This window comes from Mongoliimonas terrestris, assembly GCF_001927285.1.
GTDB classification, from domain to species: Bacteria; Pseudomonadota; Alphaproteobacteria; order Rhizobiales; family Pleomorphomonadaceae; genus Chthonobacter; species Chthonobacter terrestris.
On the sequence record NZ_MSIG01000002.1, the window covers coordinates 87487 to 110298 of the forward strand.

The following is a 22812-nucleotide window of genomic DNA, read 5'->3' on the forward strand; positions in this document are numbered from 1 at the left end:
CGTCGCACACAGGAAAGGACCTCCGGCATGTGCCAGTCCGAAACCATGCATCTGGCTGTCGACTGCTCCTTCATCCACACGGACCATCTCTGGGCGCAGCCGGGATCATGGGTCGGCTACCACTACTACGGCCCGGACTTCTACGAGGACGTCGCCCGCACCGCCCAGCGCGGCTGTTTCGACATGATCTTCTTCGGCGACGCGGCAGAGACGCCGGAGAACTTCGGCGGCAACTACGACGTGCCGCTCCGGCAGGGCATCCGCTGGCCCAAGCACGACATGATGCCGATGATCCCCTACATGGCCAAAGCCGCACCCAACCTCGGCTTCGGCATCACCATGTCGACCACCTACCACCACCCGTTCCACGTGGCGCGGCTCTACTCCTCCCTCGACCACGTCACCGGCGGGCGGATCGCCTGGAACGCCGTCACCTCCGCCTACAAGAACGAGGCGGCGAACTGGGGCTATGACGTGATGATGCCGGCCGCCGAGCGCTACGAGCGGGCGCGCGAACACATGGCCGTCGTGCTGGCGCTCTGGAACAGCGTGGAGGCGGACGCCATCGTGATGGACCGGGAGAAGGGCATCTTCGCGGACCCTTCCAAGGTCCACCTCATCAATCACGAGGGCAAGCACTTCCGGGTTCGCGGGCCGCTGCCGGTGCTGCCCTCGCCGCAGGGCCGCCCCGTGGTCATCCAGGCCGGGCAGTCGCAGGACGGCATGAACCTCGCCTCCCTCCATGCCGACATGCAGTTCGTCTCCCGCCGCACCCTGAAGAGCATCGGCGAGCACCGGGCTGTTCTCGACGATCTCACGGTCAAGCACGGCCGCAGCCCGCGCGACCTCGGCGTGTTCTGGTCGGTCCGCGTCCAGGTCGGCGACACCCGGGAGGACGCTATCCGCAAGGAGCGGCGCTTCCTCGATCATCTGCCGGACAACGCCGGCCTCATCGAGCTCTCCTTCCTCTACGGACTCGACTTCGCGAAGTTCGACGGCAAGATGCGGCTCGGCGATCTCCTGGAGGTCGTGCAGCAGCAGCAGGTTCACTGGGGCACCTTCCAGGAGCTCGTGAAGACCGAAGGGGCGGAGACCACCCTGGAGGAGGTCGGCCGCCGCTACATCGCGGAGCGCTCCAACTACGTCGTCGGTTCTGTGAAGGACGTCGCCGACCATCTGGAGGCTGTTCACGAGGCAGGTGGGCGCAACGGCGGCATCATCCTGGCGAAGAGCTTCGACGCGCCGGGCATGCTGCGCGACTTCGTCGAGATGGTGGTGCCGGAACTCCAGCGTCGCGGCCTCATGCGCAAGCGCTATAGAGAGACGACCCTGAGGGGGAATCTCAACAGCTAGACCGGTCGCCCCAGGCCGGCGAAGGGGGGACGATGGCCAGCAACAGCCGCATCGCGGGCCTGGACGACCGTGGCGCCAGCCTTGCCGATCTCAACACGCCCGTCGCGCGTCTGCGCGGCGACGGCATGCGGCGGCAGACCCTCAAGCAGTTCGCCCGCGAAGGCATCCTGGCGGCGATCCTGCGCGGCGAGGTGAAGCCCGGCGAGAAGCTGCTCCAGAAGGAGCTGGCGGATCGCCTCGGCATCAGCATCACGCCGGTCCGCGAGGCCCTGAACGAATTGAGCGCGGAGGGCTTCGTGCATCTCGATCCGCACCGCGGGGCGGTGGTGCGCAAGATGAGCGAGGCCGAGATGGTGGAGATGTCGAGCATCCTCTCGGCGTTGATCCCGCTCTCGGCGAAGCTCATCGCGGAGAACATCACCGACGCGGAGCTGGAACACGCGACCGCGTTGCAGGACGAACTGGAACAGGTGACGGACGTGACCGAGTTCGTGCGGCTCAACCGGGTCTTCCACAACTTCCTGACCGACTGCGCCCGGGCCCCTCGCCTCGCCGGCATCATCAACCCTTTGCGCGACTCGCTCTCGGTCATGCTGAACATCACGGTCCGCCGCATCGACGACCGGCTCAACCAAGCGAACAGGGAGCATCGCGATCTTCTCGCCGCGCTCGCCGCCCGCGACGTTGACGCCACCATCGCGGCGATGACCGAACACATGCGACCGAATCGCCAGGCGATCCGAACCTTCTTCGAGGACCAGGCCCGCCCGTTCGCGCGCTGACAACCCCGGCGCGCGAGGGCTTTACCAGACGGAATGCGGCGGACACGAAACGCCGCGCGATTCATCCAAAGACCCTCACCGCACCGGAGCGCGCCTGACCATGTGCTTATCGGAAAGCCTTCACTTGGCCATCGACTCGTCCTTCATCCACACCGACCATCTCTGGTGCACGCCGGGCTCCTGGCACGGCTACGACTATTATGGACCGAGCTTATACGAGGACCTCGCCCGCATCGCGCAGCGCGGCTGCTTCGACATGATCTTCTTCGGCGATGCGGCCGAGACGCCGGAGAACTTCGGGGACGGCTACGCCACGCCCCTCCGGGAGGGCTATCGCTGGCCGAAGCACGACATGATGCCGATGATCCCCTACATGGCCATGGCAGCCCCGAACCTCGGCTTCGGCATCACCACGTCGACCACCTACCACCACCCCTTCCACGTGGCGCGGCTCTACGCCTCGCTCGACCACGTCACCGGCGGCCGAGTCGCCTGGAACGCGGTGACGTCGGCCTACAAGAACGAGGCCGCGAACTGGGGCCACGACGTGATGATGCCGCCCGCGGAGCGTTACGAGCGGGCGCGCGAGCACCTGAAGGTGGTGACCGACCTCTGGGCCAGCGTGGAGGCCGACGCCATTCTGATGGACCGGGAGAGCGGCGTCTTCGCCGACCCGGCGAAGGTTCACCTCGTCAACCACGAGGGCAAGTATTTCAAGGTCCGCGGCCCGCTGCCCTGCCTGCCCTCCCGCCAGGGCCGCCCGGTGCTGATCCAGGCCGGCCAGTCCGAGGACGGCATGAATCTCGCCGCCAAGTATGCCGACATGCAGTTCGTCTCGCGCCGCACCACCCGGAGCATCGCCGACCATCGGGCACATCTGGACGCCCTGACGGTCCAGCACGGCCGGACCCCGCGCGACCTCGGCGTGTTCTGGACCGTCCGCGTCGTCGCCGGCGACACCCGCGAGGACGCGATCCGCAAGGAGCGCCGCTTCCTGGAGACGCTGCCCGACAATGCCGGCCTCATCGAGCTCTCCTTCCAGTTCGGCTTCGACTTCTCCAAGCTCGACGGCCGGATGAAGCTCGTCGACATGGTCGACCTGATCCGGTCGCAGCGCACCTACTGGGGGCCGTTCCAGGAGCTCCTGAACACCGAGGACCCGAACACTGAGATCGAGGATCTCGGCCGCCGCTGGATCACCGAGCGGTCCAACTTCGTGGTCGGCAGCGTCAAGGAGGTGGCCGATCACCTGGAGGAGGTGCACGAGGCCGGCGGCCGCAACGGCGGCATCATCCTGACCAAGAGCTACGCCGCCCCGGGCGCCCTTCGCGACTTCGTGGAACTCGTGGTCCCCGAACTCCAGCGCCGCGGCCTCGTGCGCAAGCGCTACACCCACGACACGCTGCGCGGCAACCTGAACAGCTGAAGCGGACTGCCGGACGACGAAGCCCGGCACCCACCCGGCAAACCCTCCCCGATCGGGGAACCCGCGGACACGGCCCATCGACCCCATACGCAGGCCCACGCCAGCTCACTTGATCCTGCAATGTTATAACGTTACGTTGCTGCCGAACAACGACCCACGAACCAGCGCCGTCGGGTGCCGATTCGAAACCGAGGGTCGGTCCGGCGATGGAGCGGAGCGTGACGGGGCTGCAGTCTGGGCTGGTGCGGCATGCCGGGGAGGCGCCCGAACGCATCCCGGTGCTCGTCGTCACCGGCTTCCTCGGGGCCGGCAAGACGACCCTCGTCAACCGCGTCCTCGCCGATCCGGCCTTTGCCGACACCGCGGTGATCGTCAACGAGTTCGGCGATGTGGATGTGGACGGCGATCTGGTGCGCACCGCGCGCGGTGACCTTCTGGTCTCCACGACGGGATGCATCTGCTGCACCGCGTCCTCCGACATCCGCGCCACCCTGTTCGACCTCCACGAGACGGCACGGGCGAGGCTGTCGCGACCGTTCGCGCGGGTGATCGTGGAGACCACGGGCCTTGCCGACCCCGCCGCCGTCATCAACGCCCTGACGCCGGGCGCCCTCCCCGCCCATGGACTGCGCGACCACACGGTCGCCCGCCGCTTCCGGCTTTCCGCCGTGCTCACCCTGGTGGACGGCGTGACCGGCGACCTGGCGCTCGACCGGCACCTGGAAGCGGTCAAGCAGATCGCCTTCGCCGACACGGTGCTGGTCACCAAGACCGATCTCCTCCGGGATCCTGCGAGCCGCCGCGACCGCGACGCCCTGTTGGCGAGGATCGGCGAGATGAACCCGTCCGCCACCCTGGCGACGTCGTTTGACGCGGCGGACCTCGCCGCGCTGTTCGACCGTCACTATGCGCCGGATCGGCTCGGCGGCGACGCGGAAGGCTGGCTTGCCATCGACCGGCTGACGCGCCCCGATTCCGGACCGGGCGCGCAGGCGGCGCGGCCAGATCCGGACGGCCCGGGCATCCCCGGCCGCCACGCCGACGACATCGCGGCCGTGGTGCTTCGCCATCCCGGCGTCCTTTCGCGCACGACGCTCGACGTCTTCCTGACGCTGCTCCAGAGCATCGCCGGCGCCGAGGTTCTGAGGGTCAAGGGCCTCGTGGCACTCGTTGACAACCCGGAGCGGCCGATCGTCGTCCACATAGTTCGCCATGTGATCCATCCGCCAGTCCGCCTCGATCGATGGCCCTCCGTGGATCGGACCAGCCGCCTCGTGGTCATCGGACGGGGCATTGATCCGGACGGCTTGACGCGCGTGTTCGCCACCCTCGCCGAAAGAGCGCCCCGGCCCCACGCGGTCCCGGGCGGCCGCCTCGGCCTTGCCCTCGCCGGTCTCGCGGCGGCGGCGGGTCTGGCCGTCGCCATCCCATCCTTTTCAACCGCTTCCGCCGATCCGTCAGGCACGCCCGCATCCCTGGAGATCCAGAAATGACCGACAGCATTCCCGTCACCGTCCTCACCGGCTACCTCGGCGCCGGCAAGACCACGCTCCTCAACCGCATCCTCACGGAGACCCACGGCAAGCGCTACGCCGTGATCGTCGACGAGTTCGGCGAGGTCGGCATCGACAACGACCTCGTCGTGGACGCCGACGAGGAGATCTTCGAGATGAACAACGGGTGCATCTGCTGCACCGTGCGCGGCGACCTCATCCGCATCATTGAGGGCCTGATGAAGCGCAAGGGCGCCTTCGACGGCATCCTGATCGAGACCACCGGCCTCGCCGACCCGGCGCCGGTGGCCCAGACCTTCTTCGTCGACGAGGACGTGCGCCGGAACACCCGTCTCGACGCCATCGTGACCGTGGTCGACGCCCGCCATCTCCTGCAGGAACTCGACGAGGCCCACGAGGCGCAGGAGCAGATCGCCTTCGCCGACACGCTGATCCTCAACAAGACCGACCTCGTGTCCGCGGACGACCTCGCCGCCGTCCGGGCCCGCATCCGCGCCATCAACCCCACCGCCACCATCCGCGAGACGACCCGCTGCGACGTGCCGCTCGACGCGGTGCTCGGCCGCGGCGCTTTCAGCCTGGACCGCATCCTGGAGGTGGAGCCGGAGTTCCTCACCGAGGAGCACGCCCACGCGCACGACGACCACGTCACCAGCCTGTCGCTGACGTCGGACGCCCCGCTCGATCCGGACGTCTTCCTGCCGTGGATGCAAGAGGTGGCGGCCAAGCTCGGCACCGACATCCTGCGCATGAAGGGCATCATCGCCTTCCAGAACGATCCGGACCGTTTCGTCATCCAGGGCGTCCACATGCTCCTCGAAGGCGATCACCAGCGCCCCTGGAAGGACGGCGAGCCGCGCGTCTCCCGCCTCGTCTTCATCGGCCGCGACCTGCCGAAGGACGTTCTCGCCGACGGCTTCGCCAAGGCGGTGGTGAAGGAGCCGGCGGTTCATTGAGCTTCGCCAATCCCTTCGCGCCGAAGCCGCGCGGCGTCCTCGGCGACGTCGCGCGGGTGAAGGCTCTGGTGCGCGACGTCCTCGGTCTTCCCGAGGCCGTCGGCGTCACCGTGTCCGAGATCGTCTGCCGCGATCCGGTCTGCCCGGGGCTGGAGACCGTGATCCTGATCATGCCGCCCGGCGCGCCGACGCGGCACATCCGGATTCCCGGCCCCCTTGCGGCGGTGACGCGGGATGCCCTGGCCGAGGCCCGCGCGACGCCTGAGGGCTCCTGACAGCTATCTGCCCGCCGTGATCGCCCCCCGTCACGCGGCCGCCGAGGTCCCGAGCGCCAGAACGGCGTAGCGGGCCACCTTGCCCGCCGCCACCAGCGGCACGAAGGTCCGCAGCGGCTCGCGCAAAGTCCCGGCCACCACGGTGAGCGGGTCGCCGATGACTGGCATCCAGGCAAGAAGAAGGCTCCAGCGTCCCCAGCGCCGGTACCAGCCCTCCGCCCGCGCCAACGCGCCCGGCGACACCGGGAACCAGCGACGATCCTTGAAGCGCTCCAGGCCGCGTCCGAGGACCCAGTTGATTACCGATCCCATCACGTTGCCGACGCTCGCCACCGCCACCAGCAGCCAGGGCGCGACATCCCCGGCAACGATCAGCGCCACCAGGAGCGCCTCCGACTGAGCCGGCACGATGGTGGCCGCCAGGAGCGCGGCCGCGAACAGACCGGCGAGCGAGGCGACCTCCGTCACGGCGCACCGTCGAAAGGTGGCCGGTAAAGCCCGTCCCCGCATCGCCGCATCACCGGTCCCGGGACCGTCACGCCGGGTGATCTATGTCTCAAGCGAATTTTCATACGCAGCCTTGAGGCCATGTCAGATCCAGTTCCCGGCAAGCAGGGGGTTGGTTGACCCGAAGGGCCGGCTCCCCTTGAGCGAAAGAAAGCGGGTGTCTCGGCCTGAAGCCTCCGCTGCGGCGACCGTAGCAAAAGAACGATGTCAGTCATGTCAGGTGCACCAAACTGATTTATTAAATGTCCAGCCTGTGGTTACGCTTCGGCATGGGCCTTCGCCGCGCGTCGCCATCATTCAAAGCGGGACACCGTCCATGCGTTTCCTCACGATCGCACTCGCGTCCGCGTTGGCCTTGACCGGCGGCCTCCAGGTCGGGGCGGCCTTGGCGGAGGGTCTTGATCCCGCCCAGCCGCTCTGGATGCGCACGCCGGCGATCTCGCCGGACGGCAGCACCCTCGCCTTCACCTATCGGGGCCGGATCCACACGGTCGATGCCGCCGGCGGCGAGGCGAAGCCGCTCACCGATCCGCAATTCCGCTCCACCGATCCCGTCTGGGCGCCGGACGGCAAGTCCATCGCCTTCTCCGCCGACGTGTTCAACGCGGGCGACGTCTACACGGTCCCGCTGGACGGTGGGGAGATCCGGCGGCTGACCTACGGCGGATTGCTGGACCTTCCGCTCGCCTTCACCCCGGACGGTTCGGACGTCATCGTTTTCGCGTCGGGGACCGCCCCGATGAACGCGAACTTCATGGACGGGATCAGCCGCTTCTTTCCGGGCAAGGTGATGTCGGTGCCGGCGAAGGGCGGGCGGGAGCGTCCGTTCATGCCGGTTCCGACCCGCCAGGCTTCGCTGTCGAACGACGGCAAGCTCCTCGCCTATGCCTCCGTCGGCTCGCTGGAGGTCACGGTCCGAAAGCGCCAGATCTCGGACGGGACGTCGGACATCTGGATCTTCGACCGAACGACCGGCCGCCACCGCCAGCTCACCCACCACCGCTCCAACGAGAAGAGCCCAGTCTTCTCCGCGGACGGACGGTTCGTCTACTACACCGCCGAGATGCCGGCGAACGGCGAGGTCGACGTCGACGCCCAGCCCGTCAGCACCAACGTGTGGCGGATCCCGGTCGACGGCGCGGCGGCGCCGGAGCAGCTGACCTTCCACGACACGCTGCCCGTGCGCGGTCTTTCGATCAGCCGCGACGGCACCCTCGCCTACGGCTACGACGGCGAGATCTGGACCTTGGCGCCCGGCGGCAAGCCCGCGAAGGTGGCCGTCAGGATCGCCCAGGGCACGCTGGCGACGGGCCGCGAGCCGGTGGACGCGAACGATCAGGTCACCGAGGTGGCCGTGTCGCCCGACGGGTCCGAACTCGCCCTAATCGCCCGCGGCGACGTCTTCGTCGTCCAAGCCGCGACCGGCAAGACCCGCCGGATCACCGACACGCCTCAGGCGGAGCGCTCGGTGGGGTTCTCGCCGGACGGCCGCAAGCTTCTCTACGCCTCCGATCGCCAGATCGACTGGGACCTGTTCGAAAGCCGCATCGTGCGCGCATCGGACGCCGGCTTCGTCGAGGCGGCGGAGATCGAGGAGACCGTTCTCCTTGACACCGAGACCGATCTCCTTCAGCCGCTCTATTCGCCGAAGGGCGACAAGGTGGCCTACCGCGACGGCCGGAACGCGCTGCACGTCCTCGACATCGAGAGCGGGCAGACCAGCGAGGCCCTCCCCGACAGCGCGTCCTATTCCTACAGCGAGGGCGACCTCAGCCATGCCTGGTCGCCGGACGGCCACTATCTGACGACGTTCACCGGCCTGGAGATCGGCAACTCGGAGGTCGAGGTGATCGAGGTCGCAACGGGCCTTCGGCACGACATCTCGCGGAACGGCTTTGCCGACAAACGGCCGCTCTTCAGCCGCGACGGCGCGATGGTCTACTGGACGTCGGACCGGTTCACCACGCGTCAGCTGGACGACCAGACCGCGACCGGCGACGTGGTCGGCACCTTCCTCTCGCGCGAGGCCGCCAAGGCCTTCGCCGACCGCAAGCCGATCGTCCCGGGAGCACCGGACTTTGCGGGCGCGCCGGACCGCACCCTGCGCCTCACGGGCCTGTCGCAGACCGTTCTCTTCACCGATCTCGGCGCCGACGGGGAGACGCTGACCGTCGTGTCGACGCTGACTGGCGCGGACCTCTTCGGCTACGCCTTCGACATCCGCACCGGAGCCGCCAAGCCACTTTTCCAGGCCGCCGCCACCGGCACGGAGGCCTTCGCGGTCGATCGGGACGGCAGGACGCTCTACGTGACCGGGGCCGGCAAGGTCGACGCCTACGATCTCGCCACCGGCGCCGCCAGCGCCATCCCCTTCGACACCACGGCCCCGCGCGACCTTCGCGAAGAGATGGCCTACCTGTTCGACCACCAGTGGCGGCTCGTGCAATCCAAGTTCTACGACAAGGCCATGCACGGCGTGGACTGGCCGAAGATGCGCGGCCTCTACGCCAAGCATCTGCCCCACATCTCCCATTGGGAAGACTTGGCCGAACTGGTGGCCGAGATGCAGGGCGAGCTCAACGCCTCGCACATGTTCTCCAGCTTCAAGCCGGACGAGCCACGCTGGGACCGGATCGGGATGCTCGGTCTCTACTACGACCGGGACCACGCCGGACCGGGCTTCAAGGTCGCCGGCGTGCTCGACGGCGGGCCGGCCGACGCGCCGGGCAGCCTGCTGGTGCCGGGCGCCGTTATCATGGCGGTGGACGGCGTGACCATCGGGCCGGACGCCGAGATCGGGCCGCTCCTCAACGGCAAGATCGGCAAGACCGTGCTGCTCGGCGTGGCCGCGCCGGGATCGGGCTTGAACTCGATGGCCGAACAGACGGTCACGCCCATCGACGCCGACGCGGAGGCGCATCTTGCCTATCTCCGCTGGGTGAAGCAGCGGCGCGCGATCGTGGAGACGCTCTCCGGCGGCCGGCTCGGCTACGTCCACGTCGCCGCCATGAACGACTTGGAGATGCGCAAGGTCTTCGGCGAACTGCTGGGCCGCTATGACAAGGCGGAGGCCGCCGTGATCGACGTCCGCTTCAACACCGGCGGCTTCCTGCACGACCAGCTCGTCACCTTCGTGACCGGGCGGCGGCACTCCGGGCTGTTCACCCGCAACGGCGCGGATCTCGGCCTCTCGCCCTACGACCGATGGGCAAGGCCAACCGCGATGGTGCAGAACGCGTTCAGCTACTCCGACGGATCGATCTTCCCGGCCTACTACAAGATCGAGGGGCTCGGTCCCATCGCGGGCGACCGCGTTCCGGGAACCGGGACGGCGGTCTACGGCATCCCGCAGCTGGAACCGCGCCTGGAGTTCGCCGTCGCCCAGCTCGGCTTCCGCACCAAGGAGGGCCGGTTCTTCGAGAACAGCGAGATCGTCCCGGACATCCTCGTGCCGACCGACCCGAATGCCCTCGCCCCGGACCACGACCCCCAGTTGGAGGCCGCGGTGAAGGCGCTCTTGGAGACGCTCGATCGCAAGTGAGAGCAGCACGTTGGGCGCGTCTGCCCACGCCGAGTGTGAGACCCTGGAACCGCCCGGAAGGTCGATCACCGCACCGGTGTCCCGCTTCTGGCGGACCATGGACTGGTGACCGGCGGCAGCCTCGATCAGCCACTCGCGCCTGGCCGCCGACCGCGCGTCGGTTAAAGGGGCGCTGTGCGTGCCAACGCCGAAGGTCTGGGCGACCATCTGGGCGCAGTCTTGGTTGGCCACCGAAGGTGCGCGCGAATCGGCGATGATCCGCCGTTCAGCTTTCGCATTCGGGGTCACCGACCTGATGATCCTCCATATAGTCGCAGCCCAACACCGGAACGGCGACGCCGGCCTCAGCTTGGCTGTGCGCACCGATCACGCGCAGGACACGGCCGGCGTAGCCCACGAAGGCGGGTCATACGGAGGCTTAACGAACTGTGGCCGGTTGCACGATCACGGTGGACCGCTAGGGTTGCGTGCCGGTGCACGCATCTGGGCTCAAGGCGCTGAACTAATTGGCAGAAAGAAGATTGGCTGGGGGACCTGGATTCTAATCCTAGGCGTCCTAAGTCACTGACAACGCTAAAACCTATTGCCTTTCAGCCCCTTACAAGCCACAACTGTTACGGCTGACTGTTACGGCTTGCAGGAACAGACGGGGCACACATGGCACTCGCGACCAACCTCACCCGGCGATCCGGATCGAAGAACTACTACGTGCGCCGAGAGGTGCCGAAGGAGCTTCAGCCGATCATCGGCAAGCGCGAGGTTTGGGTGTCGACCGGCACGTCGGACCCCCGTGAGGCCAAGCGCAAGGCCCGCGCCATCCACGACCGCCTGGAGGCCGAATGGGATGCTGCCCGGCCCCGGACCACCTTGACCGACGACGATATCGAGCACGCCGTGTGGACCCGGTATCTCGCCATCCTGGAGACCGACGAACGCTTCCGGACCGAACTGCCGACCGACGAAGACCTGGATGACGTATGGGCCGAGCTGACCAAGGACTATGACGACGACGACCTGGAGGCCTTCCGCATCCTCCGGTCGCTTCGTGACGCCGCCACCGAAGACCGCGACCGGCGCCTCGCCCGTCTCCGGACCCTGAACACGGCCTTGACCACCAACGAGACACGCCCCGTCCGCGACGTGGTCGACGCCGTGCTCGCCGAGCAGCGCGTCGAGATCCACCGATCGGACCCGGCACACAAGAAGCTCTCGCACCACCTGATGCGGGCCGAGCGGGAAGCCCTCGCCCGCACCTTCGAACGCGACAAGAACGTGTTCCACGGCAAGCCCAAGGACCCCGTCGTCAAGCCGCCGTCGCGGCCACACATCGCGGCCTCGCCCGACGAAACCGTAATGGCGATGTTCGAACGCTACGCCCGTGAGAACCCGAACAACGTCAAGCCCGACACCCTCGCCCAGGCCCGCGCCGCCGTGCAGATGTTCGCCGACTTCGTTGGACCGAAGTTCGCCGCGACGGCAATCGACAAGAAGGCAGTCCGCGACTGGAAAGCCCTCCTACTCGACTACCCGGTGAAGGCCAGCGAGACCAAGGCGTTTCGAGGCCTCGGCCTCCGTGAGATCATCGAAGCCAACAAGACGGAGGGAAAGCCCGCCATCACCCCGCGCACCGTCAACCGCTACCTCTCCGGCCTGTCGGCCTTCTGCGACTGGTTGCGGGTGAACGACTACATCCCCGCCAACCCGTGCGACGACCTACTTCTCAAGGTCGACAAGAGATCCAAGCGCCGCCCGTTCACGACGGACGAACTCAACAAGCTATTCCGCGCGCCCCTCTTCACCGGCTGCATGTCGGAAGACCGGCTGCACGTGCCCGGCAACCTCGTTATCGATGAACACGAATATTGGCTTCCGCTCGTCATGCTCTTCAGCGGCGCCCGCCCCGCCGAGATCGCCCAGCTTCTCGTCACAGACGTTCGGCAAGAGCATGACCACTGGATCATGCACATAACCACCACGGCCGACGAAGACGACGACCGCAGCGTGAAGACCGCAGGCAGCATGCGCGTGGTGCCGGTTCACTCCGAACTGGTGCGGCTTGGCTTCATCGGCTTCCGGAACCGGCAAGCGGACAAGGGCGAGAAGCGGTTGTTCCCCCGCGCCGAGCGCAACAAGCGCGGCCAGATCGCCGCCGACTTCTCCCGCGCCTTCACCCGGCAAGTGCTGAAGGGAATAGACCTGGAGGACCCAGGCCGCTTGTCGCTCTACAGCTTCCGCCACGGCTTCATTGACGCCATCCGCCGCGCCGGCCTCCTGGATGAGGCCTTCGGTTTCATCGTCGGCCACACCAAGGCAACGACCACCGGCATCTATGGCACCCTGCCTCAAGGCATGCTGACGCAGCGCATCGAGATTGTGGAGAAGGTCGCCTATCCCGGCCTAGACCTAGCTCATCTTTATAGATGATTCTTACAATGTAAGTATTGAGCATGCATGCGTTGCCTGATATCCTATTGGCAGTTTCGTCAATAGGATGCAGGCGTTGGACCTCAAGGACTTCAAAAACCGAATTCTCGGCCGCGCCGCGCCTCCGGTTGAGGAAAAGGCCGCGCCGGCGTCGTTCGGCTTCGAACAGTTCGCCTTTCCGGCGGTTGCGTCTGGCGTGTCCGTTGGTCCGCAGAACGCGATGCGCGTTCCCGCCGTGCTCCAGGCCGTGCGTCTCATTTCCTCGACCGTCGCCTCGCTTCCGGCCCGCGTCTTCGTTGGCGGCACCAATGGCGTGAAGACTGAGGACGCCACGCACCCCGTCTTCGACCTCCTGCATTCCCAGGCGAACCCCTGGACCCCGGCGCCGCGCTTCTTCGAAGTCCTCACGGTCGACGCCCTTCTTCATGGCAACGCCTACGCCCTGGTGAACCGAGTCAACGGTCGCGCCGTGGAGCTGCACCGCCTCGCCCCTGGCACCGTGTCGCTTGAGCTGGACCTCTACAGCGGCGAACCGCGCTACCGTGTCGGCGACAACCGCGCCCAGCGTGTCTATGCCTGGTCCGACATCATCCACGTCGCCGCCCCCACGCCGGCCTATGATGGCGTGCAGGGTGTCAGCCCCGTGCAGCTCGCCCGCGAAGCCATCGGCCTCGCCCTCGCCTTGGAAGCGCACGCCGCCCGACTGTTCGCCAATGGCGGACGCCCGTCTGGCGTCTTGACCGTGCCGAAAAAGCTGGACCCGGAGACAGTGGAACGCATGGGCGCCTCGTGGCGTGCCACTCACGGCAACGGCAACAGCGGCGGAACCGTTCTTCTAGAGCACGGCACCACCTTTCAGCCGCTCGCCTTCAAGTCTGTTGATGCCGAATACATGCTTCAGCGCGAATTCGCGGTCACTGAGATCGCCCGCGCCTTCGGCATTCCGCCGACGATGCTTTTCCAGCTTCAGCGCGGCACGCACCACAACACCGAAGAGCTGCACCGGCAGTTCGTCGCCCAGACCCTCGCCCCATGGCTCCGCGCTTGGGAAGGCGCCCTTGAGCGCGTCCTTCTCACGGACGCCGAGCGCCCCACCACGAACATCGAATTCGACACCGCCGTGCTGGTGGAAGCGACGCAGACGCAGCGCGCCGAGATCGCTTCGACCTACCGCGCCGCTGGCGTCATGACCGGCAACGAGATCCGCCGCACCCTCAACCTTCCCCCGCACGCCGAGGGCGACACCCTCGTTTCGCCGCACGTCGCCACCGCCGCGCCCAAGGCCGAGGCAGACGAGCCGGCGCCCACCGAAGAGACCACCAACGATGAATGACGACGACAGCACCGCCGTGACGCTGTTCTTCGGCGACGGCACCCGCCGCTTCAACCTCTCGGCCGACGTCATGCCGGAGCTTGAAGCCCAGTGCGGCGGTATCGGCGCCCTGGTCTACCGCTTCCACGCCCGGCCGAACGTCTCCTTCACGTTCGCCGACCTTCTGACCGTGCTTCGCCTCGGCCTCATCGGCGGTGGCACACCGCCCCAGGTCGCCGCCCGGATTGTGGACACCTACGCCGCCCGCCGGCCCGTCGTGGAAAGCTTCCCGGTCGCCCTCGCAGTGCTCAACAGCAAGTGGTTCGGAGCCGCAGCAACCGAGGCCGACATCGCCCAGGCCGAGGCCGACGCCAAGACCGACGACGCCCTTTCCAACTCGATTGCCGAAGGCAACTGACGTGACCAACTTCCTGGAGCTGAAGACCTCCATCACCGTTGACGACGAAGGCCTGGTTGCCGGCATCGCATGGCCGTTCGGCACGCCCGACCGTGTCGGCGACGTCATCACGCCCGGCGCCTTCAAGGGCGCCCGCGCCCCGCTTCCGATCCTCTTCGGCCACGACCCCAACGACCCTGTCGGCACATGGACCGAGATCACCGAGACCGGCGCCGGCCTCCAGGTGAAGGGCCGTCTCCTGATTGACGACGTCGCCCGCGCCCGCGAAGTCCGCGCCCTGGTGCGTGCTGGCGCTGTTGGTGGCCTGTCGATCGGCTTCTCTACCAAGAAGGCCGCCCCCCGTCGTGGCGGTGGCCGAACCATCACGGACCTAGAACTTGTCGAGATTTCGCTTGTGACGGTCCCATGTCATCCAGGCGCCCGCATCACGGCCGCCAAGGACGCCGCAGCTACGATCAAGATCGCTGAGGCTATTCAACGCGCTGCGGCGCAAATCAAGGGAACCTGAATACTATGTCGTTCGCTTACAAGCCGGACCACTTCGGCGCCATCGCACTCAAGTCGGCCGAGGATGACTCGGACATCATCACCAAGGCCCTCGGCGATCTTCAGGCGTCCGTCACGGACAAGCTTGCCGCCGCCCAGGCCCGTATGGATAAGCTTGAGGCCAAGCTCAACCGCCCGGCGATCGTCACGGACACCAAGGCCGGCGACGACCTGGAGCTGAAGGCGTTCGCCTCCTACCTCCGGACCGGCCGCGTCGAGCACGACCTCAAGGCCCTCATGGTCTCCGCCGGCTCCGGCGGCATCCTCGCCCCGGACGCCTACCGCGCCACGGTGCTCCAGAAGGTGGCCGAATTCTCGCCGATCCGTGGTCTCGCCCAGACGGTGCAGATGAGCGGCGCCCTCCTGGAGATCCCGCGCCTTGTGGATGAAGTGCCGGTCGGCGAAGTCGCCGAGGGCGGCACCAAGCCGGAGGCCGAGCCGAGCTTCGAGTCGATCGACGTCAAGCCGTTCGAGAACGCCGTCATCGTGCCGGTTTCCCAGCACCTCGTGGAAGACGCCGCCATCGACATCCTGTCGTTCGTCGCCAACCACCTCGGCACCAAGTTCGGCCAGCGCGAGTCCCGGAACTTCGTTCTCGGCAACGGCACCACCCAGGCCGAAGGCGTGCTCACCTCGGCCGAGATTGGCGTGTTCAACGCCGCCGACGTCACGATCACCGCCGACGACCTGATCGACACCTTCTATTCGATCAAGTCGCCCTATGCGGCCCGTGGCGCTTGGCTCATGAGCCGGGGCACCATGGCCGCCGTGCGCAAGCTGAAGGACACGGACGGCGCCTACCTCTGGCAGCCGGCGCTTGCCTCTGGTCAGCCGCCGACCCTTCTCGGCCGCCCGGTCTATGAGGCCGTGGACATGCCCGCCGTCGCCGCCAACGCCACCCCGATCGTCTTCGGCGACTTCGCGTCCGGCTACCTCATCGCCGATCGTATCGACCTCCAGATGGTCACCGACGCCCTCACCGGCTTCAACACTGGTGTCGTGAAGATCGGCGCCCGCCGCCGTGTCGGTGGCCGCGTCATCCTCGGCGAAGCCCTCACCAAGCTGAAGCTCGCCGCTTCCTAATCAAACCCAACCAGATGAGGCCCTGCACAAAGCAGGGTCTCACTCTATGGAGCGAATTCAGTGGCTAACACGACTGCAAATTCCAAGTTCTACATCGGCCCGGTGAACAGCACCGCCGATGACGCGACCACCTATGCCGCGCTGACCTATACCGAAGTCGGCGAAATCATGGACCTCGGCGAACTCGGCGACGAAGTCGAGATCGTCGAATACGAAACCATCGGCGACGCCCGCAAGAAGAAGCTCTCCGGCACCTTCGACGGCGGCACCCACGAAATCACCGTCGCCAAGACCGCCGACGACGAAGGTCAGCTTGCCGTCACCCAGGCGCAGACGACCCGTGGGAACTACGCCTTCAAGCTCACCGAGCCCTCCGGCGAGACGACCTATTTCCGGGGCATCGTTGCCACCGTGAAGAACGTCTATGGCGAGGCGAATTCCGTCGTGCAGCGGAAGATCACGATCGCGGTCAACTCCCGCCTTGTCGTGGTGGAGCCGGCCTGATGGCACGGTTGGCGGCAGACGAGTTTGTCATCAAGTGGGGCACCGAGACGGTGCGCCTCCGGCCGACCTTGCGTGCCGCCACCATCCTCTGTCGGCGCCACGGTGGCGACTTCCGCGCCATCGTCGCCGGCGTCCTCGCCGGTAACGTGACCATCATCGCCGACGTCATCCGCACCACGGTCACGAAGCCCACGACCATCCCGGACGTCTGCCTTTCGCTGCCCAAGCGCGCCATCGAACTCTGCACGGCGCCTGTCTTGGAAGTCGTGCTTGCCATGGCTGGAATCGATCCCGCCGCCAAGGACACCACCCCGGCCGAGAAGCACACCAAGGCCGAGGCCGTCTCATACGAAAACCACTTCCGGCGCCTCTACCAGATCGGCACCGGCTGGCTTGGATGGACCCCGGAAACCACCTGGAGCGCCACGCCCGCAGAGCTTGAGGAAGCCTTCCTCGGCAAGGCCGAGATGCTTCGCGCGATCCACGGCGGCGAAGACCCCACGGCACCCCAACCCAAGCTTACGGTCGCCGACAAGTTGGCCCGGTTCAAGGCCGGCGCCGTTCGCGAGAAGCCCGCCCGCACCCCCACCGGACCGGCCATGCACCGGCCCGCGACCGTCTGAAAGAGAACCACCCATGGCCGACCGCTACGCCAACCGCCTGCCCTCGCCGACCTTTCCGGCCCGTCGTATTCGCCCGGTGACCTTCTCGGACACTGAAGACTTTCCGCACGGCCCGGCCCGCCTTCTCTGCACCGAAGGCAGCGTCATCACGTTCCTGCCCGTCGACAACCCGGACGACGAGCCGATTACCATGTCAGTGACCTACCGGAATTCGCATCGAATTCTGCCGATCATTGTCCGTCGCGTCTTCGAAACCGGCACCGATCCTTTCATGGTCGGGCACGTCTACGCCGTGGAGGAATGAACGTGCCGACGCGCCCGCCTAGAATCTGTTCGTGCGGCAAGCGCGTCCCGTCCGACGTTCGGTGCCGCTGCGAGATCGAACGCGACAAGGACCGCCGCGCCCGCGCCGAAGCCTCCAGGCCGAGCGCCCGCGAACGCGGCTACACGTCGAAATGGGAAACAGCGCGCGCCGGCTTTCTTGCCAAGCATCCGAAATGCTTCCGCTGCAACGACCCGGCGACCGTTGTCCATCATTCCGTTCCGCACCGTGGGGACAAGGCCCTTTTCTGGGATCGCTCCCTATGGCGCCCGGCTTGCCGCGCCTGCCACGACGGTCCGCTCCAGTCGATCGAAAAGGGAGGCCGAGGCTAATGCTCCAGACCTTCAACCCGCCCGTCGCCCCGTCTGTCGGCGGCACCGTCAAGCCCAAGGTCAAGGTGCTCAAGTCCGAATTCGGCGACGGCTACACCCAGCGCACCCGCGACGGCCTCAACCACATCCGGCAGACCGTGGAACTCGTCTGGTCCGTCCTCACCCGCGACGAAGCCAACCAGATCATCGGCTTCCTACACGAGCACGGCGGCACGACGCCGTTCCTATGGAGCTATTTCGGCGACACCGAACGCAAGTGGACCTGCGACGACTGGAGCACCACGCCCATCTCCGGCGGCTATTGGTCCGTCACCGCCAAGCTCGAACAAGATTTCAGCCTGCAATCATGACAGCCCACGCCCTTCCCGACAGCTTCATCAACTATCCAACCAACGATATCAACCCGGCTGAAGCCGAGCGCGCCAAGAACCTATGGTGTGCCGTCATCGCTCAAGCGCTGTTGGATGCTACTTCTACACTGACACCCAGCAGCGGCGGACAAGAAATACTTCAAATCAGAGAAGCGCAAAGCTGGTTCCTACACGCCGGCAAAGATTTCAGAACTGTCTGTGATCTTGCGGACCTAGACTGGCGGCAAGTCCAGAAGCACGCCATTCAGCAAATGAACGAAGCGCCGGCAAAAAGTCAGATACGGAACGAGAAGATAGAACACGACGGCAAGTATCATACCCTCAGAGAATGGTCCCAGATTACCGGCCTGCCAATCAAAATCATTCGCTCAAGACTTAAAGCCAAATGGCCGATTGAGCGTGCTCTTACTGAGCAGTTAAACAAAGAACGCCAGGAAATCACTTACAACGGCGCATCGCGCACCTACACAGAGTGGTCACAGGTCACCGGAATTCGTAACCACACGCTTCGAAATCGGATCAGAGCTGGTTGGACCGTCGGCCAAGCCCTTGGATACGAACCTCGCTGAACACCAACAAACATTGTCAAAAACCGCATGACACTGCTATTTTTGACATGTAGAATAGATGCATATGAGAACAAACCCCGGGGGTAGTCGACAATTCTACCTAGGGGTGTCCGGACCGGCGGGGACCCGTCGCACAAGTTTTTCTCAGTTTGAGTTTTTCAACGGTAAGGGAATACCACATTGATCGTGACCAAGGCAGACCTTGAAGGACACATGCGTTGGGCAGGCGCGGACCCCGATCCGTCGCACGCGCTCTTCCTGGAGGCCGCGCACGACCTTCTGGACCCCTATTTGGTCACGAAGCTCGCCACCTACCGGCAGACGGACGCCGAGCCCGGCGACACCTCGCCCGAGGCACCCGCGCACTTGAAGCTCGCCCTTCTCATGACCGCCGCGCACCTCGCCGAGAACCGCGAAGCCGGCACCGTTCCCGACGAAGCAATCCTGTTGATCACGAACCTTCGGAACTGGAGCTTCTAATGGCACGTGGTCGCGACCTCGCCCGCCTCAGTGCCAAGTTGGACCGCATCCCGCAGCGCGTCCGCGAAGCCCTGGAGCCGGCCCTTCTGAAGAGCGCCGATGAGATCGCCTCGGCGATGCGCCGTGTCGCGCCGGAGGACGAAGGCGACCTGATTGAGTCGATCACCGTCACGCCGCCCGGCTCCACCACGCCGCCCAACGCCATGGGTGGAGCGCAGCTTGTGCCGGAAGGCGCCGTCGCGGTCACCGCCGGCAACACCGCCGTTCGCTATGCGCACCTTCAGGAATTCGGCACCGAGCGCATGGACCCCAACGCCTACTTCTTCCCGACCTATCGCCTTTACCGCATCCGCGCCGCGCGCCGCATCACCCGCGCAATGCGCAAAGCCATCAAAGAGGAATTCAACAAGTGACCGAAGACACCACCCACGTAGAGGCCCGTGTCGCCGAGATCATGGCGGCATACGACGCTTTCGCCGAAGAGGCCTACACCCTCAAGCCGGGCGAAGAGCACGGCAAGCTCATCCCGGTGACGACCGATGACGAAGGCGCCCCGCTGGTGTCGCTCTACGCAGTCGCGCTTCGCCGCCGGACCGGCGATCTTCTCATGCAGGGTTACCGCGTGGCGCACTACGGCGACCGCTCGCCCCTGATCACCCGCATCGCTGATACGACCATTCCGGCTGAATACCTGGAGGCCGCCGCGTGACCATCGCCGCGTTCGCCCTCCAGAAAGCCGTGCGCGCCGCCCTGGTGAACAGCCCGGCCGTGTCCGCCCTGGTGCCGGCGAGCGCCATCATGGACAAGGGCGCCCGCCCTGAAGTCTTCCCGGCCATCGTATTCGGCCTCGCCGACACCATCGCCGAAGACCTTACGCTTAACCGCAACCATTTCCGCGTCGTCCTCGCCCTGCACGTTTGGTGCAGGGAAGAAGGCCGCGAACAGCTCTACGCCATCCTTCAGGCCATCCAGGAGGCGCTTACCCAAGGAATCGAGATCGATGACTTTCAGCTTGTGGACCTTCCCCCTGCATCCGTTCGTGCATCACATGGTGCATCTGGCGATTACTCTCACGGCCTCGTGACGGTCGAAGCCTTGCTTGAGAAGCGCCCATGAAAGCCGCCCGCCTGGACCGATCCGTCACCATCGGCCGCCCCACCGTCGCCCTGACTGATTCCGGCGCCACCGTTGCCGGCGCCCTTGAGGACGTGCGCACCCTTTGGTGCGAGCTGGTCAGCAAGGAAGCCGCCGAGGCACAGCGCGAGCACGGCGCTTCTACCGAACGCACCATCACCATCCGGACCCGGTTCGTCGCCGGCCTCGCCCCCGGCTGGAGCCTGACCTTCGACGGTAACGAATACAACGTTACGGCAGTCCGCGAACTCGGCCGCCGCGAGCTTCTGGAGATCGTCGCCGAGAGGACCGGCCCATGAGGGGCGAGCGTCCGCACCAGATCGTTGACGGTGGCGCCAGCACGTTCACCACCGTGCCGAAGCCGCCGGCCTGGCTGTCGAAGGACGCTAAGGCCGAGTGGAAGCGCGTGGCGCCGATCCTGGTCAACGAGCGTAAGGTGCTCACCGTCGCCGACCTCGTGTGCTTTCAGAATTACTGCCTCGCCGCTGGAGAAGTGGCCGAGGCCTCCAGGATCATTGCGGCCGAGGGACTGACCATCGGCGGCAAGAAGCACCCAGCCGTGACGATCCGCAAAGACGCCATGAACCAAGCCCGGCTTCTCGCCAACGAACTCGGCTTGACGCCCGTCTCCAGGTCGCGCGCCCCGATGCGCGAAGCCGCCGACGACGGTCTAAGCGACGCCCTCGGCCTATGACGACAGATCCGTATCCGCATTGGCTCTTCGATAACTCGCCGATCCCGGACCCCCTCGGCCACGGCGAGCGCGCCGTGCAGTTTCTCAAGTCCCTGATCCACCCCAAAACCGGGCGACCGTTCGAACTGCACTTGTGGCAAGAGCGGATCGTGCGACGCATCTACGGCCCCGTGCACACCGCCGACGTGATCGACGCCGATGGCGTTCTGATCCACCGTGCCGGCGAGCGCGAAGTTCGGAACGTCGTCATGTGCGTGCCGCGTGGCGCCCGCAAGACCACCCTCGGCGCCGGCCTCGCCCTCTACCACGCCGTCTCTCACGCCCGCGTCCCTGGTGGACAAGTCATCCTCGCCGCCTACGACCGCGCCCAGGCCCGCATTGCCTATGACGAAGCGCTCGGACTGGTGCACGCCTGTCCGCCGCTCCAGGCCGCAACCCGCATTCGCGGATCGACGCACGAAATTCTGCACCCGAAATCCCGCTCCGTCCTCAAGGCCGTGTCGTCCGACGCCAACGCCCAGAACGGCAAGACGCCGAACTTCGTGCTCTTCGATGAGATCCACGCCTGGAACAAGCGTGACCTCTACGACATCCTTCGGACCGGCCTCGGCAAGACCGCGAACACCCTTTCTCTGGTCATTTCCCAAGCCGGTCGCGGACAAGACACCCTCGCCCACGAAGTGTTCGACTACGCCCGCCGTGTCGCCCGTGGCGAGATCGACGACCCCGGCACCTTGCCAATCCTTTTCGAGACGGCACCCGACGCCGATTGGCTTGACGAGAAGGTGTGGTTCCGCGCCAACCCCGGCCTAAAGCTTGGCTATCCGAATCTTGCTTCACTTCGGCAAGAGGCCCGTGAAGCCCAGCACCGGCCCGCGCTCCGCGACAAGTTCAAGAATGACCATCTCTGCATCTGGTTGGATCGCAGTTCGTCGCCCTTCGTGGAAATGTCCGTCTACGACGAAGGCGCCGACCCGTTCGACCTCGCCGACATGGAAGGGCGCCCGTGCTGGATTGGTGTCGACCTGTCGTCTTCCCGCGACCTGACTTCGATTGTTGCCGCATGGCCGCGTGACGACGGCGGCTTCTACGTGCATCCGTGGTTCTTCTGCCCTGACGACAACGTCGCCGATCGAGAGAACCTTTCCGGCGCACCCTATCGGCGGTGGCGTGAGCAAGGCGCCATCATCACCACGCCCGGCACCACCATTGACCTCGCCACCGTCAAGCAGACGATCCGCGACATCGCCAAGCGCTTCGACGTGCGTGACATCGGCTTCGACCCCTACTTGTCGCACGGCATTCTCGGCGAGCTTCAGGACGAAGGCTTGCCGGTCCGCGAATTCCATCAACGCCCGTCGACCATGATGCCGGCGATTGCCACCCTGGACCGCGTCGTCAACGCCAAGCAGCTACAGCACGGCGGACATGAAATCCTCCGGTGGAACTTCGCGAACGTCGAAGTCGAAACGAACACCATGGGGCACAAGGTGCGCTTCAGCAAAGGAACGCGCCGCGACCTCTGTATTGACGGCGCCGTCGCAACGGCAATGGCCGTTCAACTCGCCCATACCGGCGACGACGGACGCATGATCTATCTGGACAAGAAAGCACGGCCGAACGGCTTCATCGTATTCTAAGGGGAA

Annotated in this window: 25 protein-coding genes; 24 read left to right on the forward strand and 1 reads right to left on the reverse strand. The window is 66.1% G+C overall.

Translation table 11 applies throughout. The features are described from left to right. Nucleotides 1-27: 27 nt before the first annotated feature. From BUQ68_RS02905 to BUQ68_RS02930, 6 genes are all read left to right on the forward strand, one after another. Entirely contained in the window at nt 28-1353 is a 1326-nt protein-coding gene (locus BUQ68_RS02905) for an NtaA/DmoA family FMN-dependent monooxygenase (RefSeq protein ID WP_083656197.1), read from the forward strand. A gap of 32 nt (nt 1354-1385) precedes the next feature. Next, a complete protein-coding gene (locus BUQ68_RS02910; RefSeq protein ID WP_075214445.1) occupies nt 1386-2135 on the forward strand; it encodes a GntR family transcriptional regulator in 750 nt (249 codons plus the stop codon). Nucleotides 2136-2259: 124 nt separating this feature from the next. Next, nucleotides 2260-3561: an NtaA/DmoA family FMN-dependent monooxygenase gene (locus BUQ68_RS02915; protein WP_175577718.1), complete on the forward strand. Its 1302-nt coding sequence runs from the start codon at nt 2260-2262 to the stop codon at nt 3559-3561. A gap of 218 nt (nt 3562-3779) precedes the next feature. Then, nucleotides 3780-5054, forward strand: coding sequence for a CobW family GTP-binding protein (locus BUQ68_RS02920; protein ID WP_210215578.1), 1275 nt, complete (start codon nt 3780-3782; stop codon nt 5052-5054). Next, on the forward strand, nt 5051-6031 hold the full coding sequence (locus tag BUQ68_RS02925) for a CobW family GTP-binding protein (protein WP_075214448.1): 981 nt from the start codon (nt 5051-5053) through the stop codon (nt 6029-6031). The genes BUQ68_RS02920 and BUQ68_RS02925 overlap by 4 nt, the downstream gene beginning before the upstream one ends. Further along, a complete protein-coding gene (locus BUQ68_RS02930) occupies nt 6028-6306 on the forward strand; it encodes a hypothetical protein (protein WP_075214449.1) in 279 nt (92 codons plus the stop codon). Before BUQ68_RS02925 ends, BUQ68_RS02930 begins: the two co-directional genes overlap by 4 nt. A 30-nt stretch (nt 6307-6336) precedes the next feature. On the opposite strand, the gene BUQ68_RS02935 is transcribed toward BUQ68_RS02930, so the two are convergent. Continuing rightward, complete coding sequence (locus tag BUQ68_RS02935) at nt 6337-6774, reverse strand: YqaA family protein (RefSeq protein WP_075214450.1); 438 nt, start codon at nt 6772-6774, stop codon at nt 6337-6339. A gap of 355 nt (nt 6775-7129) precedes the next feature. Here BUQ68_RS02935 and BUQ68_RS02940 point away from each other — a divergent pair, with 355 nt between their 5' ends. The 18 genes from BUQ68_RS02940 to BUQ68_RS03025 all read left to right on the forward strand — a co-directional run bounded on the left by BUQ68_RS02940 (nt 7130) and on the right by BUQ68_RS03025 (nt 22806). Beyond that, on the forward strand, nt 7130-10354 hold the full coding sequence (locus tag BUQ68_RS02940; RefSeq protein WP_075214451.1) for a S41 family peptidase: 3225 nt from the start codon (nt 7130-7132) through the stop codon (nt 10352-10354). 657 nt (nt 10355-11011) lie between these two features. After that, nucleotides 11012-12778: a site-specific integrase gene (locus tag BUQ68_RS02945; protein ID WP_075214452.1), complete on the forward strand. Its 1767-nt coding sequence runs from the start codon at nt 11012-11014 to the stop codon at nt 12776-12778. Nucleotides 12779-12854: 76 nt separating this feature from the next. Beyond that, entirely contained in the window at nt 12855-14111 is a 1257-nt protein-coding gene (locus BUQ68_RS02950; protein WP_175577719.1) for a phage portal protein, read from the forward strand. After that, a complete protein-coding gene (locus tag BUQ68_RS02955; protein ID WP_075214453.1) occupies nt 14104-14508 on the forward strand; it encodes a gene transfer agent family protein in 405 nt (134 codons plus the stop codon). Before BUQ68_RS02950 ends, BUQ68_RS02955 begins: the two co-directional genes overlap by 8 nt. Before the next feature lies 1 nt (nt 14509). Then, complete coding sequence (locus BUQ68_RS02960; protein ID WP_095407262.1) at nt 14510-15016, forward strand: HK97 family phage prohead protease; 507 nt, start codon at nt 14510-14512, stop codon at nt 15014-15016. Nucleotides 15017-15021: 5 nt separating this feature from the next. Continuing rightward, nucleotides 15022-16137 carry a phage major capsid protein gene (locus BUQ68_RS02965; protein ID WP_075214454.1) on the forward strand — a complete coding sequence of 372 codons (1116 nt, stop codon included), beginning with the start codon at nt 15022-15024 and terminating at the stop codon, nt 16135-16137. 60 nt (nt 16138-16197) lie between these two features. Beyond that, entirely contained in the window at nt 16198-16641 is a 444-nt protein-coding gene (locus BUQ68_RS02970; RefSeq protein ID WP_075214455.1) for a phage tail tube protein, read from the forward strand. 68 nt (nt 16642-16709) lie between these two features. Beyond that, nucleotides 16710-17264 carry a phage tail assembly chaperone gene (locus tag BUQ68_RS02975; protein ID WP_175577720.1) on the forward strand — a complete coding sequence of 185 codons (555 nt, stop codon included), beginning with the start codon at nt 16710-16712 and terminating at the stop codon, nt 17262-17264. Between the two features lie 13 nt (nt 17265-17277). Then, nucleotides 17278-17568 (forward strand): spike base protein, RCAP_Rcc01079 family, encoded by a 291-nt coding sequence (locus BUQ68_RS02980; protein WP_075214457.1) that lies wholly within the window; start codon nt 17278-17280, stop codon nt 17566-17568. A 349-nt stretch (nt 17569-17917) separates the two neighbouring features. Beyond that, nucleotides 17918-18268, forward strand: a complete 351-nt coding sequence (locus BUQ68_RS02990; protein ID WP_075214459.1) for a phage tail protein — start codon at nt 17918-17920, stop codon at nt 18266-18268. After that, the gene (locus BUQ68_RS23180; protein WP_139315130.1) at nt 18265-18858 is read left to right on the forward strand and encodes a hypothetical protein; all 594 of its coding nucleotides are present in this window, start codon (nt 18265-18267) and stop codon (nt 18856-18858) included. Before BUQ68_RS02990 ends, BUQ68_RS23180 begins: the two co-directional genes overlap by 4 nt. Nucleotides 18859-19038: 180 nt before the next feature. After that, nucleotides 19039-19338 carry a head-tail connector protein gene (locus BUQ68_RS02995; protein ID WP_075214460.1) on the forward strand — a complete coding sequence of 100 codons (300 nt, stop codon included), beginning with the start codon at nt 19039-19041 and terminating at the stop codon, nt 19336-19338. Beyond that, nucleotides 19338-19751: an HK97-gp10 family putative phage morphogenesis protein gene (locus BUQ68_RS03000; protein ID WP_075214461.1), complete on the forward strand. Its 414-nt coding sequence runs from the start codon at nt 19338-19340 to the stop codon at nt 19749-19751. The genes BUQ68_RS02995 and BUQ68_RS03000 overlap by 1 nt, the downstream gene beginning before the upstream one ends. Continuing rightward, entirely contained in the window at nt 19748-20047 is a 300-nt protein-coding gene (locus tag BUQ68_RS03005) for a hypothetical protein (RefSeq protein ID WP_075214462.1), read from the forward strand. The genes BUQ68_RS03000 and BUQ68_RS03005 overlap by 4 nt, the downstream gene beginning before the upstream one ends. After that, nucleotides 20044-20454: a DUF3168 domain-containing protein gene (locus BUQ68_RS03010; protein ID WP_175577721.1), complete on the forward strand. Its 411-nt coding sequence runs from the start codon at nt 20044-20046 to the stop codon at nt 20452-20454. The genes BUQ68_RS03005 and BUQ68_RS03010 overlap by 4 nt, the downstream gene beginning before the upstream one ends. Next, complete coding sequence (locus BUQ68_RS03015) at nt 20451-20771, forward strand: phage head closure protein (protein WP_075214463.1); 321 nt, start codon at nt 20451-20453, stop codon at nt 20769-20771. The genes BUQ68_RS03010 and BUQ68_RS03015 overlap by 4 nt, the downstream gene beginning before the upstream one ends. Then, complete coding sequence (locus BUQ68_RS03020) at nt 20768-21166, forward strand: phage terminase small subunit P27 family (protein WP_075214464.1); 399 nt, start codon at nt 20768-20770, stop codon at nt 21164-21166. Before BUQ68_RS03015 ends, BUQ68_RS03020 begins: the two co-directional genes overlap by 4 nt. Next, entirely contained in the window at nt 21163-22806 is a 1644-nt protein-coding gene (locus BUQ68_RS03025; protein WP_075214465.1) for a terminase large subunit, read from the forward strand. Before BUQ68_RS03020 ends, BUQ68_RS03025 begins: the two co-directional genes overlap by 4 nt. Nucleotides 22807-22812 lie beyond the last annotated feature (6 nt).